General features: G+C 64.1%; 8 protein-coding genes. All 8 read left to right on the top strand.

Annotated features, from left to right (window positions below):
• Positions 1–5 precede the first annotated feature (5 nt).
• The 8 genes from ACZ5WW_RS04320 to ACZ5WW_RS04285 are packed head-to-tail and all read left to right on the top strand — an operon-like array spanning position 6 to position 16,267.
• Positions 6–989, top strand: a complete 984-nt coding sequence (locus ACZ5WW_RS04320; protein WP_377167405.1) for an AAA family ATPase — start codon at positions 6–8, stop codon at positions 987–989.
• A gap of 12 nt (positions 990–1,001) precedes the next feature.
• On the top strand, positions 1,002–1,889 hold the full coding sequence (locus ACZ5WW_RS04315; protein WP_377167408.1) for a DUF58 domain-containing protein: 888 nt from the start codon (positions 1,002–1,004) through the stop codon (positions 1,887–1,889).
• On the top strand, positions 1,886–3,901 hold the full coding sequence (locus ACZ5WW_RS04310) for a BatA domain-containing protein (RefSeq protein WP_377167411.1): 2,016 nt from the start codon (positions 1,886–1,888) through the stop codon (positions 3,899–3,901). Before ACZ5WW_RS04315 ends, ACZ5WW_RS04310 begins: the two co-directional genes overlap by 4 nt.
• Positions 3,898–6,096: a hypothetical protein gene (locus ACZ5WW_RS04305; protein ID WP_377167414.1), complete on the top strand. Its 2,199-nt coding sequence runs from the start codon at positions 3,898–3,900 to the stop codon at positions 6,094–6,096. Before ACZ5WW_RS04310 ends, ACZ5WW_RS04305 begins: the two co-directional genes overlap by 4 nt.
• A 14-nt stretch (positions 6,097–6,110) precedes the next feature.
• Complete coding sequence (locus ACZ5WW_RS04300; protein ID WP_377167417.1) at positions 6,111–8,852, top strand: hypothetical protein; 2,742 nt, start codon at positions 6,111–6,113, stop codon at positions 8,850–8,852.
• Positions 8,853–8,884: 32 nt separating this feature from the next.
• Positions 8,885–9,541: a DUF4159 domain-containing protein gene (locus tag ACZ5WW_RS04295; protein ID WP_377167420.1), complete on the top strand. Its 657-nt coding sequence runs from the start codon at positions 8,885–8,887 to the stop codon at positions 9,539–9,541.
• Positions 9,525–13,703 carry a HEAT repeat domain-containing protein gene (locus ACZ5WW_RS04290; RefSeq protein WP_377167423.1) on the top strand — a complete coding sequence of 1,393 codons (4,179 nt, stop codon included), beginning with the start codon at positions 9,525–9,527 and terminating at the stop codon, positions 13,701–13,703. Before ACZ5WW_RS04295 ends, ACZ5WW_RS04290 begins: the two co-directional genes overlap by 17 nt.
• Before the next feature lie 26 nt (positions 13,704–13,729).
• A complete protein-coding gene (locus tag ACZ5WW_RS04285) occupies positions 13,730–16,267 on the top strand; it encodes a peptidase MA family metallohydrolase (RefSeq protein WP_377167426.1) in 2,538 nt (845 codons plus the stop codon).
• The last annotated feature ends 37 nt before the right edge of the window (positions 16,268–16,304 follow it).

The raw sequence follows: 16,304 nt of genomic DNA, 5'->3' as shown, positions 1-16,304 counted from the left end.
TCCTTATGCCATCACCCGTTCCACAACCCTCCTGGGAGCACGTGCTCAAGCAAGTCGCCCGCATTCGCGAAGAAACCGGCCGTGTCATCGTGGGGCAGCACGCGGTGGTGGAGCAGATGCTCACCGCGCTGCTGTGCCGGGGCCACTGCCTGCTCGTCGGCGTGCCGGGGCTGGCGAAGACGCTGCTGGTTTCCACGCTCGGAAAGATCCTCGGCCTCAAATTTCAGCGCATTCAGTTCACACCTGATTTAATGCCCACGGACATCCTGGGGAGCGAGGTGCTGCAGGAGGCCGCGAGCGGCGGACGCAGCTTCAACTTCGTCCCCGGCCCCATCTTTGCGAACCTCATCCTCGCGGATGAAATCAACCGCACACCCCCGAAGACGCAGGCCGCACTGCTCGAAGCCATGCAGGAAAAGCAGGTCACCGTGGCTGGCAAAACGCGTGCGCTGGAAGAGCCCTTTCTGGTCTTTGCCACGCAGAACCCCATCGAGCACGAGGGCACCTATCCGCTGCCGGAGGCGCAGCTCGACCGCTTCTTCTTTGAGATCCGTCTCGACTACCCCACAATGGCGGAGGAGGCGGAGGTGCTCGCGCGTACCACGGGCAAAACCGTGGCTGCTGCGGAGGCGGTGCTGGACGCCAGCAGCCTCATGGCGCTGCAGGAGGCGGTGGTGGAGGTGCCGGTGCCGGACCACGTCACGCAGGCGATTTTGCAGCTCACGCATCGCTCACGCCCGGCTGGCGAGCTGGCGGATGACTTCATCAAAAACTACGTTGCCTGGGGCGCGGGCCCGCGTGCTTCGCAGTCGCTGGTCCGTGCCGCGCGTGCTTTGGCATTGCTGCGCGGTCAGGCCGCAGCATCCATCGAGGAGGTGAAGGCCGTGGCCGCACCCGTGCTGCGGCATCGCATCCTGCCAAACTACAACGCCACCGGCGACAACATCACCGTGGAGCAGATCATCACGCACCTGCTCGGCAAACTTTGATCTCACACCGCCGTGGCCAGCACCTTCAAACACCTCCGGCCCGAGGACGTACGCAAGCTCAAGAACTATGAGCTTTCCGCGCGTCTGATGGTGGAGGGCTGGCTCAGCGGCCGGCACCGCTCGCGGCAGCGCGGCTCGTCCATCGAGTTTCACGAGTATCGCGGTTACACGCCGGGGGATGACCCGAAGCTGGTGGACTGGCGTGTCTTTGCGCGCACGGACCGCGTGTTTCTGAAAACCTTCGAGCAGGAGACGAACATGGAGATGCACCTGTTCGTGGACAGCAGTGCGAGCATGGGCTTTCCGCTGACCGATGGTGTGACCAAGCTGGATCACGCCTCGTTCTTCGCCGCCTGCCTTGCCTGGCTGGTGGTGCGGCAGACGGACAAGGTCAGCCTGCATCTGTTTGACGACCGCATCCGCGTTGCGCTGCCGCTGGGCAGCACGCGCACGCACCTGCACCAGTGCCTCAGCGCGCTGGAAAACAACAAGCCGGGTCAGAAGACCTCGCTCGCCGCAGCGCTGGAGCGCTCTCTGCCCGTGCTGAACCGCCGTGGCACCCTCGTCATTCTCAGTGATTTCTACGAAGACCCCGCCGCGGTGTTCAAGGCGCTCAATCCCTACATCCATCGCGGCTTCCGCATCCACCTCTTTCAGGTGCTCACACCGATGGAGCTCGACATCGGCGAAGTCGGTCTCGCGCGCTTCACCGATCTGGAAACCGGCGAGAAGCTCACCATCCACAGTCAGCAGGTGCGGGAGAGCTACCGCGAGGCGGTGCGCCAGCGCATCCAGACGCTGCGCTCCCTTGCCGTCAGCCGCCGCGTGGACTGGATGCTCGCAAGAACGGATGAAAGCTACTTTGCTCTGCTGGACCGCCTCACCCAACTCCACGGATGAACCTCTCGCTGCTCAATCCTGCGCTGCTTTTCTGTACGGCCCTCGTCGCTGTGCCGCTGCTGGCGCATTTGTTTGCGAAGGCCAGGCCGCGTGAGTTTCCATTCCCCTCCTTGCAATGGCTGCGGCAGGTGGAGCGCAAGACCACCCGGCTGCGCAAGCCCAAGGACTGGCTGCTGCTTTTCCTGCGCACGCTCATCGTTACGGCGCTGGTGGCCGCCTTTCTGCAGCCGCTTCTTTTCAGCGGGGCACAGCTCACCGCCGCCAATGCGCGCAAGACGATTGTGCTGGTGGTGGACCGCTCTGCCTCCATGGGATTTGTGGAGCAGGGGCAGTCACGCTTTGCACGTGCTAGCGCGCAGGCTGAGGCGGTGCTGCAGGGAGCGGGCTCCCAGACGCTGGCAAACATCATCTGGATGGACGCCGAGCCGGAGGCGGAGTTTCCTGATCCTGCGGTGAATGTGGAGGCGCTGCGCGAATCCCTACGGCGTGCGCAGGTCACGCTGGAAGCAGGAGAGGTGGGTGCTGCCATGCGCAGCGCCATGGAGCAGCTGGGCCGTGGGGAGGGCGCGAAGGAGCTGTATGTCATCAGTGATTTTCAAAGCACGGCCTGGAAGCAGGCGGACCTGAACATCCCGCCGAATGTGAAGCTGCTCACCATCCCCGTGGCCACCACGGATGCCGCCAATGCGGCGCTCACCAGCCTGGTGGTGCAGCCGGAGCGTCCGGTCAGCGGTACCGAAGCGCGCGTGCTCTGCCGCGTGCGCAACTTCAGCGGTGCTGAATCCAAGACGACGGTGCAGCTCGCCTTTGCCGAGGTGCGGCAGACGCGGGCTCTCACGCTGCCGGCCTGGGGGGAGGGCGTGGCGGAGTTTCGCGTACCCTGTGGCGCGGCCGGTTTGCAGGGCATCACCGCATCCCTGCCGGAGGATGCCTTTCCTGCGGACGACCGCCGCTTTGCCACTGTGGAGATTCGCGAAAGCTGGCGGGTAGGCGTCGAGGGGCCGCCGAAGGATGCAGGACTCCTGCTGTGGCAGCGTGCGCTGGCTTCCCTGGGCTGGCTGGATCTGAAAAGCGCTGCGCCAGACCCCGATGTGCGCCTGGCCGTGCATGCTGCGCCGGAGCGTGCCGCAGAGCTGCGCGCTGCTGCCGAGCGTGGTGCCACCGTGATCTGCCAGCCGGGGGAGGACTGGAGCGGCAACGCTTGGATGGCCTTTTGGAATGCAGGCGCGAAAGAGGCGGCGCTGCACGCCGAGCAGCTCAATCGCGACAAGGACAAACCGTGGACGCTGCAAACCGTGCAGGAGGATCACCCGCTGTGGCAGATCTTCAGCAGCGGCGAGTATGGAGACCCCGCAGGCGGCAGCGTCTGGCGGCGGCTGAAGCTCACCGCTGGCGATGCACAGGCACTGCTGAGCTACAAGGACGGAGTGCCCGCGCTCGCTGTGCAGCGCGCGGGCAAAGGCTGGCTCGTGCTCTGGAACATCGATCTGGATGAAGCCGTGAGCGACCGCGTGCAACAGCCGTCTTTCCTCGTGCTGCTCGGAGAGCTGCTGCTGCACCATGGCGAAACCGGGGGGCATTCCGCGCTGAGGCAGTTCATACCACCGCAAAATCTGTTCTGGCAGCCAAAGCAGCCCGTCGCGGCGGATCAGGTGCGTCTGCAGGATGACACTGGTGCTGAACATCCTTTCATTTACGACGCCTCGCAGTCTCCCGCCGTGCTGCGTGCGCGCGAGGCGCTGCCACCCGGCAACTACAAATGGCTGCTCGATGCCCAGGCCGTTGAGCGTGCCAGCATAAATTTTCCCGCCGATGCCGAGAGCGATCTCCGCACGCTGGACCCGGCTTCACTCGGCGTTGGCAAATCGCTCACGCTGAGCGCCGCCGCCGCACTCGCAGCCCAGCGCGATGGCCTGCCGCTGTGGCCTTGGTGCGTGGGCGTCGCCTTGTGCGCCCTCGTTCTTGAAAGCCTCGTGGCCCGCAGCGCCATCCGCCATCCCTCACACGCATGACCTTTGCCCCCGCCATTCCCGAACCCTGGCCCTGGATCGCCCTCGTGGTGCTGCCACTGGCCGGCGGCTGGCTGGCCTGGCGCTCCGGCGTAACGCTGAGCACGGGCAGGCGCTGCGTTTTCATGGCCTTGCGCGGGCTTGCCTTTGCCGCACTGGCGCTGCTGCTGCTCAATCCGGGCGAATGGAAGCAGCCGGAGCAGCAGGAGGAAAAGCTGCACGCCGTGCTGCTGGACCGCAGCGCCTCCATGGCCGTGCGCGATGCCGGGGATGCCACACGCTGGTCGGATGGACTTGCCATGGCTCAGGCACTCGCAAAGTCAGGCGGCGATCAGCTCAAGGCCTTCACCTTCAGCGACACCCTCGAAAGCGATGCGCTCAAAACCGGGCTCAAACCAGACGGGCAGGCGAGCGCCATCGTTCACAGCGGCAATGCACTCTTCAGCGGTGCCTCGGGACTCGGCCGCAAGCTCGCCAGCATCACCATCATCAGCGACGGCCATCAAACCCGCGAAGACCCCGCCGCCGAACTCATCCTCCGCGCACGCGCCGCGCATGTGCCGCTGCACGTCGTCCCTCTCGGCGGAGACTGGGGCGGGCGCGATCTCATTCTGCACGCCACGCGTCGTCTCGTCATGGCGCTGCCCGGGAAGCCGGTGGCTGTGGGCGTGAGTCTGGAGAATCGCGGCCTGGGTCTCATCAAGCCGCGCGTGCAGCTCGTCGATGCCAATGGAAAGACGCAGGCCGAGCGCGATGTGGAGATGGACAGCGGCGCGCGGAAAAACATCACGCTGGAAATGCCCAAGCTCGCCGGAGGTGACTACCGCGTCATCGTTGCACCGCAGCAGGGGGAGGACATCACGCGCAACAACGAGGACCGTGTGCGCGTGCAGGAGCTCACCAGCCGCACCCGTGTCTTCATCGCCGAAGGCGCGCCGTACTGGGACAGCAAATTCCTCGCACAGCTGCTCCGCGAGCAGGGCTTCATGGATGTGCGCGCGATCTACCGCCTCAATGATGAACGCTACTTCCGCGTGGATGCCGGAACTTCCGAGCCGGTGGTCAGCGGCGACTCGACCTTTCCTGAAACAGCGGAGGACTTTGCCAAGATCGACCTCCTGGTGCTTGGCAAGGGGGCGGAGGGATTTCTCGATGCGAAGCGCATCGAGGCGATGAAGAGTTTTGTGCGCGATCGCGGCGGTGCGCTGCTGCTCGCGCGTGGCAAATCCTACGCCGACCGGCTGGCCGAGCTCGAAGTGCTGGAGCCGGTGGAATGGGGCACCACCATGACCGGCGACTTCCGCTTTGAACCCGGCAGCGTCGGCGAAGCCGCAGGCCTCTTCGGCCAGGCGCTGCCTGAGGCGCAGGACCCGCTGTGGAGGCAGCTCCCACCGCTGAGTGATGTGGTGACGATCGCGAAGCTGAAGCCTTTTACACAGGTCATGGCCATGGGCGTGAAGCCCGCCGTGGGGCGTGAGGAGCGCGTGCCTCTGCTGGCGACCCGCCACTTTGGCCGTGGTGTGGTCGTGGCCTTGAACGCGGATGGCTTGTGGAAGTGGGACTTCGATCCCCAGGCCCGCAAGCTCGGCAACATGTATGAGGAGTTCTGGACCCAGCTCCTGCAATGGACCGCCAGCTACGCGGAGTTTCTGCCGGGGCAGGAGCTTTCTCTGCGTCTGGGAGAGTCGAATGTGAAACTCGGCCGGGGCGTGCGTGCGAGCATCGGCTGGCGCGGCGGCAAGGATGTGCCGCAGCCAAAGCTGCGTGTGTTTTATGAGGGCAAACAACTGCCGGACGTCAGCGCCAGCGAAGCTGAGAGCGATGCCGAAGGCCGCCGCTCCTGGGCTGCGCTGCTGCAGCCGGAGAATCCCGGCACGTATCGCGTGCAGGCATTCAACGGCGACAAGGCCGGACCCGAGGCCGTGCTGAATGTGCTCGCTCCACCCACCGAGCAGGAGTCTCTCTCCGCAGACCCCGCCTTTCTGAATGAGCTGGCGGAAGCAACGGGTGGCAAAGCCTGGAAACCGGCGCAGGCTTCGGAACTTGCGAAGCTGCTGCTCGCACCGTCGCTGGATCAGGTGCAGGAGCGTGCGCAGGCTTTTTGGCATCCCTTGTGGCCGCAGTCCTGGCTGCTCATTCCCCTCATCCTCCTGCTTGCCGTGGAGTGGTGGTCACGTCGTCGTCTGGGCCTGCTTTAACCCATCTGCTTTTCATGAACTCGTTTGACTCCGCGCTTTCCCGCTTCGCCGCACTCTGGCGGCTGGGCTTGCTGCTGGTGGCCGTGCTGATGACGCTGGCCATGGGCGGGCTGGTGCTGCTGCTGCTGGGGGGCTTTGATTTTGTGGCTCCTCTGAGTGATGAGGTGAGGCCGGTGGTGTTCATGGCGTGGTGCAGCGTGCTGGTGCTGCTGGCGCTGAGCCATCTGCTGCCATTGCTGCGGCTGAATCGCGCGCGCGCAGCCGCGCATGCGGACGAGACCCTCGGCGCGCGGCGGCCCGTGACGACGGCGCTGGAGGTTTCCCAGCAGCAGGCGGAGGCAACGCCGCTGCGGCAGTTCCTGGTCGATAAGCTGCTGTGGGACGGGGAGCGGGAGATTGAGGCGCTGTCATTTTTCTCGATGTTGCCAAGGCGGTCCATCCGGCGCGCGGCGCTGACGAGTCTGGCCGTCCTGCTGGTCTTTGCGGCCTTGTGCGTGGCGAATTTTGCGGCGGTGAAGACCATCTCCGCACGCCTGCTGCACCCTTATGCCGATGTGCCGCCGTATTCGCCGCTGCAGTTTGAAGTGACGCCCGCCCGGCCCAAGGTGGTGTATGGCGCGGATGCGGAGCTGGAGGTGCGCGTCACGGGCGGTGCCGTGCCGGAGGGCGTGGTGCTGCTCACACGTGAAGACGCCGGTGCGCCGGTCAGCACGGCGGGCGCGTTTGCCATGGGCGGCGGTCGCTTTGGCCAGCGGCTGCAGCGCGTCACACAGCCGGTGCAGATCGCCTTTGCCGCAGGCGCGGCGCGCAGCCCCTGGCTGACCGTGGATGTGATGCGACAGCCGCGTGTGGAGAGCGTGATGCTGAAGATCATTCCGCCGGCATACTCGAAAAGACCTGCGCGTGAGTTTGCCCTGGGCACTTCGGAGCTCGTGGCACTGGCGGGCTCGGAGGTCGAGGCGCGCATCACGAGCAACCGCCCTCTTAGCGGTGGCGAGGTGACGCTGACCCCTCCGCGCAGCCTCAGCCGCGACAAGCCCGAGACCGTGGTCGCACGCGCCAGCGGCGGCCGGGAGGTGACGCTGCGCTGGAAGGTGAAATCTCCCTGCCTCGTGCGGCTGGACCTGAAGGACATCACCGGGGCGAGCTCGGCGGCACCCGTGGAGCTGGAGCAGAAGATGCTGCCGGACAATCCGCCAGTGGTTTCGCTGGAGTCACCGGCAGGCGTGACTCTCGCCACACCGGAAAGCGAAGTGCCGCTGAAGATCGAGGTGGAGGACGATCTCGGCCTCGCGCGCATCGATCTTGTTAGAAAACTCACCGGCTTCCGTGACCGTGGCCGCCGCCTGACGGAAGATGCGGCGGATCAGGTGTATGCGCTGGATGAAAAGCTGGAGATGAAGAAGCTCGGTGTGGAGCCGGGGCAGACGCTGGAACTGCATGCCGAGGCGCATGATCACAATCCCACCCTGATGGGCATCGCCAGCTCCAGTGTGGGCCGCATCCAGGTCATCAGCACCGAGGACTATGCCGAGCTGATGCAGGCGCGGACGACGCTGAAGGAGTTTCAGGCGCGGTTCAGCGCCTTGAATGAGGCCGTGCAGCAGGTGCGCGAGTCGCTCGACAGCGGAGACCGCGCCGCAGCGCAGCAGGCCATGCAGCAGGCACAGGAACTCGCCGAGGCCATGGCGAAGGATTTTCAGGCCTTTGATGCGGAGAAGCAGGTCGCGCAGGAGGCGCAGAAGATCGCGCAGATGATGCAGGGCATGCAGCAGCGCCTTGCCGGGGGCTCGAAGGAGGAGATGGAAAAGATGAAGCAGGAGCTGGGTGAAGCCGCCAGACGCACGCAGGACCTCAAGGACAAGGGGAAGCAGCTGGCGGAGATCGGCCGGGTGCTGGAGATGGCGGCGGAGTTCAAGTCCATGCACGCGCAGCAGCAGCGCCTGACCAAGCAGCTCGAAGAGCTGGCGCGTGAGATCATGATCGGGGACATGCGCAATGCCGCCAAGCTCGACAAGCTGGCACGCCAGCAGCAGGCCGTGCTGGACCGCTGGAAGCAGTGGCTGCCCGAGCTGCGCGCCGCCGCCGAGGCGCTGCCCGCCAGCGAAGGGGAGCTGAAAAAGGAGTCGCTGGACTTTGCCAATGCCGCCGAGAGCGCAGGCATTCAGCGCAGCATGGAGACGGCCATGCAGCAGGCGAAGAAGGACAACACGCCAAACACCTTTGTAAATTCACAGCTCGCGCTCGTGGGCATGGACACGCTGATGAACAGCGACAACAAGCTGTGCCAGAGCTGCAAGAGCGGCGGCATCCATTTCATGACCAAGGAGGGCCTTTCCGAGACGCTGGCGCAGATGCTTGCAGGCATGTGCAAGCGCCGTGGCATGGGCAAAGGGGAGAAGCCGGGGCAGCAGCCCGGGCAAAGTCCTGCCGGCGGAGACGGGGACAATGGCGATGGCTTCAGCACCGAGGGGGACCCCATGCTCAATGCGCCGGTGTACGGCCCTGAACGCATGGCCTTCAATGATGACAGCTCCATGCGCGGCAATCACAACTCGCGCGGAAAAAGCGGCCAGGGCCAGATCGTGGTCACACCACAGCGCGCCGACTCCATTTCCACCGAGGCCGTGCGTGCCGCTGCGAAACGCCAGATCTCGCTGCGCGACGTGCCCGAGCGCTATCGCGAAGCCGTGCGGAAATTTTACGGTGAGGACGCCGTGCTGGAAACATCAAGCTCCAAGGAGGCAAAGCCATGAATGCGATGACCATTGACCGAGGGAAAACAAGGATGAGCCGATGGGCTGCCGCCTTCATGCTGCACGCGGCATTTTTCATTTTCCTGCATCCTCTTCCCGCCAAGGACGGCGCCATCCAGTGCGGCATGCTGATCTATGCGGGCACCAAGACCTCCCGCTGCTTCAGCGATGAGTTTTTGAGCACGGTGCAGCAGAAGACCAGCATCGCCACGGAGCGGCGCTTCAAGTTTGTAAAGATGGGCACGGACGACCTCTTCGCGTTTCCCTTTGTGGTGATGACGGGGGAGGGGGACTTCACCCTGAGCCAGCGTGAGCGTGAGAATCTGCAGAAGTACCTGAGCAACGGCGGCTTTCTGCTGGCCAGCGCGGGCTGCTCCAACAAGGACTGGGACAACGCTTTCCGCCGCGAGATGAAGAAGGTGATGGCCAAGGAGCCGATGAAGGCCATCGCGAGCACGCATGCGCTTTTCCGCACTGTTTATGAGCTGGACAAAATGAAGCTCTCCAAATCCAGCGGAGAGGCCAAGCTGGAGGGCGTGGAGCACAACGGGCGTCTGGTTGTCGTGTACTCCGGCCAGGGGCTGAACAACACTGCCAACACCAGCGGCTGCTGCTGCTGCGGGGGGAATGAGATCGGCAATTCGCTCGAAGTGAATGTGAACATCGTCGCCTATGCGCTGCTGCATTAAAATCGCCGCCATCATGCTGCTGCTTTCGGGGGTGCTGGCGCAGGCCCAGGACGGCCCTGTGCTGGATGCCGGGCCGGAGCGCGTGCGGGTGGACCCCAGCGAGCTCAATCCCAAGCTCCGCGCGGCTGCGGCCACGCTGGATGCCATGCGTGAGGATGAGCTGAAACCGACGCGGGAGCAGTGGGCGGTGGTGTGCGAAGCCTGCGGCCTGCATGTGAGCCTGCGCGGCTACGCGGCTGCGGCCAAGCCCTTTCCCGCCGAGGTGACTGTGGGGCTGCTCACGCACCCGCAGTTTGCCGTGCGCATGGGTGCGCTGGAGATTTTGGAGGAGCGCACCAACCAGGACTCCAGCTTTGATCCGTGGGCACCGAAATCTGCTCAAAGCCAGGAGGCGCTGCGGCAGTGGCAGGCTTGGGCCACCGGAAAGAAGCCGTCGGAAGAGCCCAAGGTGACGCCTGCTTTTGATGAAGCTCGGATGAGGGCCTATCTGGTGGACTTTGTGGGCAATGACGTGGGCAGGCAGGAGCGCGCGTTTGAGTCCATGGCGCTGGCGGGCATGAAGTCGGTGGCTTTTCTGGAGCAGTATCTGCACGACACCCCTCAGCTCACAGAAGGCGTGCGGGCCAAGGTAAAGCAGGCGCAGTATCGCATCGTGATCGCGGAGGCGCTGCCCAAGGACGCGCTGCGGCTTTCGCGGGATCTGGTCTTCGGCACGCGGGATCAAAAACTCGCGGCGATGCAGCCGCTGCCCCGCTGCCGCAGCAAGGCTGTGCCCATCCTGGCGGAGTTTCTGACGCATGAGGACGCGCTGATCCGTGAGGCGGCGATGGATGCGCTCATACAGGCCGGGGAGGAATCGGTCTATGATCTCGTGCAGGAGCGCCTGAAGACGGAGACAGATCAGAATGTGATCCACGCTGTGCTGCGGCGTGTGAGCACCAAGTCGGAGCGAGGTGCAGCGCTCATCGCGGGCTTCATGAAGTCGAAGAACGAGGACCTGCTGGTGGCGGCGCTCAATGCCCTCTCCGACGGGCGCTCCAAGGCGGGCAAGGATGGCGTGATGGCCTGCATCTCAGACCCGCGCTGGCGCGTGCGTGTGGCGGCGCTGGAGTACGCGGGCAAGCTGCGCCTCAAGGCCGCCGGGCCTGCGGTGACCGCCGCCTTCAATGACAAGGATGAATTCGTACGCTACGCCGCCATGAAGGCCGCGGCTGACATGTCTTTGGACAATGCCGTGCAGCTCATCACCAAGATGGCACTGGCGGATGACACCCTGCTGGGCCCCGCCACGGATGCGATTGTGCGCATGGGACGCCTGCTGCCCCCGGAGCTGGTCAAGGTCCTGCCGGAGAAAGGGGGGGAGTCGTTGCTCGGAGTTCTGCGTGCTTTTGGCAAACAGGCGGGGCATGATGGCGAGCACATCGAGTGGTACAAGGTCTCGGAGCCAAGCTCAGGCTCCCGTGAAGATAAAGAGCGCGATGCCGCGATGCAGGCGCTGAACATCGTCCGCATGCTGTCCGTGCACCGGGACCCAGACGTGCGCAGTCTGGCCATCCAGTACCTCGCCGCCGTCATGGTGGAGCCCGAGGACAAGAAGCGGGTCTTTGAAGCGCTGCAAAAAGCCAATGTGGAAGGCAGGATAGCCATGCTGGAAAGCATGGAGCCCGGGCCGTTTGATTTCCGTGAGTCGATGGCCGACGAGCCGGAGGATGACAGCGGTGTGGCCGCAGGCGGTGAAGGGGATGTGTACTCGCTGATCCTGCGCGAGCCGCCGCCGCGCAATGCCGTGCAGGAGGCGGTCTATGCTGCATTTGGTGTCGCAGTCGAGGCGCCTGCGGTGAAGACCGCCGCTGTGCCTGCTGAACCGGGCGGGCGTCTGTGGCAGCCGATGGAAAAAGAATTTCACGACCTGCTGGTGGAGGCGATGACGCAAAAGGAAAGCCCGGAGCTGGCGTTTCACGCGGCCACCCAGCTGGCCTTTGGCGGGCAGCGGCGCGCGGTGGAGGAGCTCCTCCGCCTGCTGCCCAGGCTGGAGCCCCATGAGCGTGCGCGTCTGGCGGAGTTCATGCAGGAGGATTCGCGGCTCACTGCACTGAGGGCCGGCACAGCCCTGCTCCGCAGCCTGCTGCAGGATGAGTCGCCCGAGGTGCGCACGGACGCTGTCTATGCGGCCATGCGCAACAACAAGGCCGACAAGGTGAAGCTCCTGCTGGAGGAATTGGACCGGCCCGAGGGGCATCTGGAGGCCTCGGATGTGTATGACTACAGCCTGGCCAATGCGGTGGAGCACGCGCCAGCAAGGTCCGTCATGCAGACATGGAGCACCGAGACTCTGGCCCGGACGCAGGCGAAGGACGAGTGCCGGACACTGGCGCTGGTGCTGCTGGGCACGATTGGCAAGGCGGAGAACAAAGCCCTGGTGGAGGCTGCCCTGGTGACTCCGAATGTCTGGCAGCGCCGCGCGGCATGGCACTCCCTCCTGCGGCTGGATCGCGAAGATTTTGCCTCCAGGGCGGCGCAGGTGGCTGCAGACAGCTCCCCCCGGGTGCGCGAGGTGCTGGCGGCGGCCTATCTCAAAACGGATGGCGAAGATCACTGGCGTGTGTGGTTCGGCGAGCGCGACTTCAAGCCTGAGGCCATGCCCTACCGCCAGCGCTCCAAGGCGTACAACATACCAGAAACCCTCATGCCCCTGCTGGTGAACCTGACACGGGACACGGACCTCCAGGTCAAGCTGCAGGCCATGGTGACACTGCTGGGCCATGGGCAGAAAGTGGAGCCGCTGGCCCTGCGCGAGGCGCTCTCCGGACTCACCGAAAGTGAAGATCGTCGCGGACTGCTGCGGAACTTTCTGCAGCACTCCTATCTCAATCTCTCGCCGCAGTACGGCTTCCTGCTCGATCAGGTGGACAAGGAATGGTTTGATGAAGATCTCTGGAAGCGGATGCAGGATCGGCTGAATCCTGATGCTCAGGATCAGCTCGACTGGGTGCTGCCCAGCTTTGCCTCGCTGGTGAAAGCCCGCGCCCCCACCACGAGCCCGGCGCCTGCTGCCGCACCTGCGGCGGTGGCTCCCGCCCCCGCAGCCACCCAGGCCGGACCTGTGCGTGTTTTGTTCTTCTACAAGCCGGGGTGCAAGGACTGCGAGCGCATCCGCGACATGCTGCGCAGCATTCAGGCGGACCAGCCGATGGCCCTGGAGGAGTACAACGTGGAGCGCAGCGACGGCGCGGAGCGCAACGAGGCCCTGTGCGTGCGCTTCAAGGTGACTCCGGAGCTGCACCAGGTGACCCCCGCTGTTTTCACGCAGGCGGGGGCGCTGGTGAAAACCGCCGTCACCTTCAACGCCCTTCAGCGGCTCATTGAAAAGACCGCCGAGCAGGCGCCGGAAGACACCTGGTACCGCATGGCCGACACGGAGCGTGCCGAGGCGGGCGCGGAAATCGCGCGGCGGTTTGATCGCTTCAGCATCGGCTGGGTGGTGCTGGCGGGTCTGCTGGACGGCATCAATCCCTGCGCCTTTGCCACGATCATCTTCTTCCTGAGCTACCTGCGCATCGCCCGGCGCAGCCCGCGTGAGATCCTGATGGTTGGCGCGGCGTTCATCGCGGCGGTGTTTGTGGCTTACTTTGCCGTGGGCCTCGGTTTGAGCCATCTCGTGGCCAGGCTGGAGGCCTTTGCCTGGGTGCGGGTCTGGCTGAACCGGCTGCTGGCCTTCTTTGCCCTGCTGCTGGCATGGCTGAGCTTCCGCGATGGCCTGCGCGCGTGGCGCGGGCGCATGGGGGAGGCCACGCTGCAGCTGCCCGAGTTTTTAAAGACCCGGATACGCGGCGTCATCCGCACGCAGACGAAGAGCTCCCGCTTTGTCATCGCCGCGTTTGTCAGCGGCATCGTCATCAGCCTGCTGGAGCTGGCCTGCACTGGCCAGGTGTACCTGCCCACCATCATCTACATGATGAAGCAGGGCAGCCTCGGGGCCGTGGCGTATCTGCTGCTCTACAACACCGCCTTTGTGCTGCCGCTGGTGGTCATCTTCATCCTCGCCTGGCTGGGCATGACCAGCGACGCGCTGATCGAGTTCCAGAAGCGCCACACCGTCAGCGTACGATTTGCGACCGCCCTGCTATTTCTGGCGCTGTGGATCGTTTTGCTGGTGGCGTGATTTTTGCGCCGCCATCCTGCCATCACATGATCCGAACGCTTGCCTCAGCCTTCCTGTTGCTTGCCGCGTCCTTGCAGGCGCAGCAGATCGACCTCGAGAAAATCTTTGAGGAGCGCAATCTGGGGCCGGTGGGGGAGTTGCTCGCACGCGGGGACTATGAACTCGTGGCACGAATCGGCGAGGCGGCGGCGGAGAAGGGCTTGAAGGCTCCGGAATGGCGGATCTTGCGGTTCAAGGCGCTGCGGGAGATGGGTCAGCTCGAAACGGCGCTGGCAGAAACAGAAAAGGCCCTGGTGCTGTACCCGGGCCATTTTGAAATGCTCCTGCTGCGCCATGACCTCGCGCAGGCGCTGGGTCGGGCCGATGTGATGGCGGAGTCCCTGAAAGGGATCAATGCGGCCGCAAAATCCAAAGCTGCGAAGGATCGTACGGCCATGGAGTCCGTGGTGCTTGGCCGGGCGGCGCTGATGCTGGGCGCTGATGCGCAGAAAGTGACCGCGCAGTATTTCAAGGTGGCGCAGGGCAAGGATGCCAAGCTGGAGGCGGCTTATCTGGCCGAGGGAAATCTGGCGCTCGAAAAGGACGACGCGCAGCGTGCTGCAGATGTGTTTCGTGCCGGCCTCAAGGCACATGGGGAAACGGCCGCTCTGCGCCTGGGCTTGGCGAAGGCCTTTCAGTCCAGCGACCGTGAGAAGGCCATGGAAAATTTGAAGAAGGCGCTCGAATTGAATCCCCACCTTGCAGGCGCACATCTGCTGCGGGCGGAGCAGCTCATCGGAGGTGAAAAATTTGTCGAAGCCGAGGCCGCCATCCAGCAGGTGCTGGATCTGGATGGGAAGCACCCCATGGCATGGTCGTTGCGCGCGGTGGTGGCGTATCTGTTTCAGGCGGATGCCGGCAAGATGGAGCAGGCCCGGCAGCATGCCCTGGAGCGGTGGAGCAAAAACCCCGAGGTGGACCACACCATCGGGCGTTGTCTCTCACGTGCGTACCGCTTTGCTGAGAGCGCGGCCCGGCAGCGCCAGGCGCTGGAGTTTGAGCCGAACTATCTGCCGGCGAAGATGCAGCTCTGCCATGACCTGCTTCGCCTCGGAGAAGAAGAGGAGGCCTGGAAGCTGGCGGAACTGATTCGCAAAGAGGACGGCTACAACATCCAGGCGTACAATCTGGCGCTGCTGGAGAAGGAGATGAACGGCTACACCACGCAGACCTTTGAGGACTTCATCTTGAAAATGCCCAAGCGTGACTGGCCCATCTATGGTGCGCGTGCGCTCGCGCTGCTGAGGGATGCGAAGACGGTGCTGGGTGCGAAGTATGGCCTGGAGCTGAAGCGGCCTGTGCTGGTGGAATTTTTCGGCGCGCAGCAGGACTTTGCCATCCGCACCTTCGGCGCACTGGGCGGGCAGGGGATGCTGGGCGTGTGCTTTGGCACCGTGGTGACGATGAACAGCCCCGGCAGTCTGGCTCATGGCCGCAACAACTGGGAGAGCACCCTCTGGCATGAGTTCTGCCATGTGATCACACTCACCGTGACCAAAAACCGCATGCCGCGCTGGCTCAGCGAGGGCATCAGCGTTTATGAAGAGCGGCAGCGCGATCCCGCCTGGGGTATGCCGATGGATGCGAAGTTTCGCGAGATGGTGATCGATGAGGAAACGCTGACGCCCATGTCCCGACTGAGTGGTGCCTTCATGGGGGCAAAGACCCAGGACCACCTGATGTTTGCCTACTATGAGTCCAGCCAGGCGGTGGAGTTTCTGCTGGAAAAATTCGGCAAGGACAAGTTTCAGGGCATCCTTCGCGACCTCGCTGATGGAAAGCGGATCAATGACGCCATCGCTGCAAATGTGGGTGACATCGAGAAAGTGGAGAAAGAGTTTGCCCAGTTCATCACGGCCAAGGCCAAAAACTTCGGTGCCAAGGCCGACTGGGAGGAGCCCAAAACGGAAGAGCTCAATCCATTTGAGCCTGGCTCATTCGCCGATTTTCTCAAGAAACATCCCACCAATCTCTGGGCTCTGCACAAGGAGGCGGAGGCAATGATCGAGGCCAAAAAATGGACTGAAGTGCTGAAACTCGCCGACAAGCTCATCGAACTGCTGCCAGACAGCTATGATGCCGACAGCGGCTACGCGCTGAAGGTGCAGGCGCTGCGGCAGATGAAGCGCACGGAGGAAGAGGCGGCCGTGCTGCGGCAGATCGCCGCGAAGTCATCCGGCGCACAAAGCGCCTTCCTGCGCCTGATCGAGCTGGATGTGCCCGCAAAGCGGTGGGCCGAGGTGAAGGCCAATGCCCTGCGTGCCATGGCGCTGAACCCGTTTCTCGTGACACCGCAAAGAGCCCTGGCAGACGCTTGCGCTGCACTGAATGAAACGCCTGATGCGATCGCCGCCTATGAGCGCGTGCTGGTGCTCGATCCCGGCGGCGGCGCGCAGACACATTTCAAACTGGCCGAACTGCTGCGCCCGTCCGATGCAGCAAAGGCGAAACGTCACCTGCTGGATTCACTGGCACTGGCCCCTAGAAATCGTGACAGGCTGGCGCTGCTGCAGGAGTGGAAGTGAGAAGGACTTTATGCCAGAGTCATCCCAAGCCCAAGGC

The sequence above is a fragment of the Prosthecobacter fluviatilis genome, assembly GCF_055388355.1.
This window is presented reverse-complemented; position numbering and strand designations above follow the sequence as displayed.

Excerpts from the sequence above, each read along its gene's own strand:
- ACZ5WW_RS04290 (WP_377167423.1), top strand. The coding sequence starts at position 9,525 with ATGCGCTGCTGCATTAAAATCGCCGCCATCATGCTGCTGCTTTCGGGG.
- ACZ5WW_RS04295 (WP_377167420.1), top strand. The coding sequence starts at position 8,885 with ATGAGCCGATGGGCTGCCGCCTTCATGCTGCACGCGGCATTTTTCATT.
- ACZ5WW_RS04320 (WP_377167405.1), top strand. The coding sequence starts at position 6 with ATGCCATCACCCGTTCCACAACCCTCCTGGGAGCACGTGCTCAAGCAA.
- ACZ5WW_RS04310 (WP_377167411.1), top strand. The coding sequence starts at position 1,886 with ATGAACCTCTCGCTGCTCAATCCTGCGCTGCTTTTCTGTACGGCCCTC.
- ACZ5WW_RS04285 (WP_377167426.1), top strand. The coding sequence starts at position 13,730 with ATGATCCGAACGCTTGCCTCAGCCTTCCTGTTGCTTGCCGCGTCCTTG.
- ACZ5WW_RS04305 (WP_377167414.1), top strand. The coding sequence starts at position 3,898 with ATGACCTTTGCCCCCGCCATTCCCGAACCCTGGCCCTGGATCGCCCTC.
- ACZ5WW_RS04300 (WP_377167417.1), top strand. The coding sequence starts at position 6,111 with ATGAACTCGTTTGACTCCGCGCTTTCCCGCTTCGCCGCACTCTGGCGG.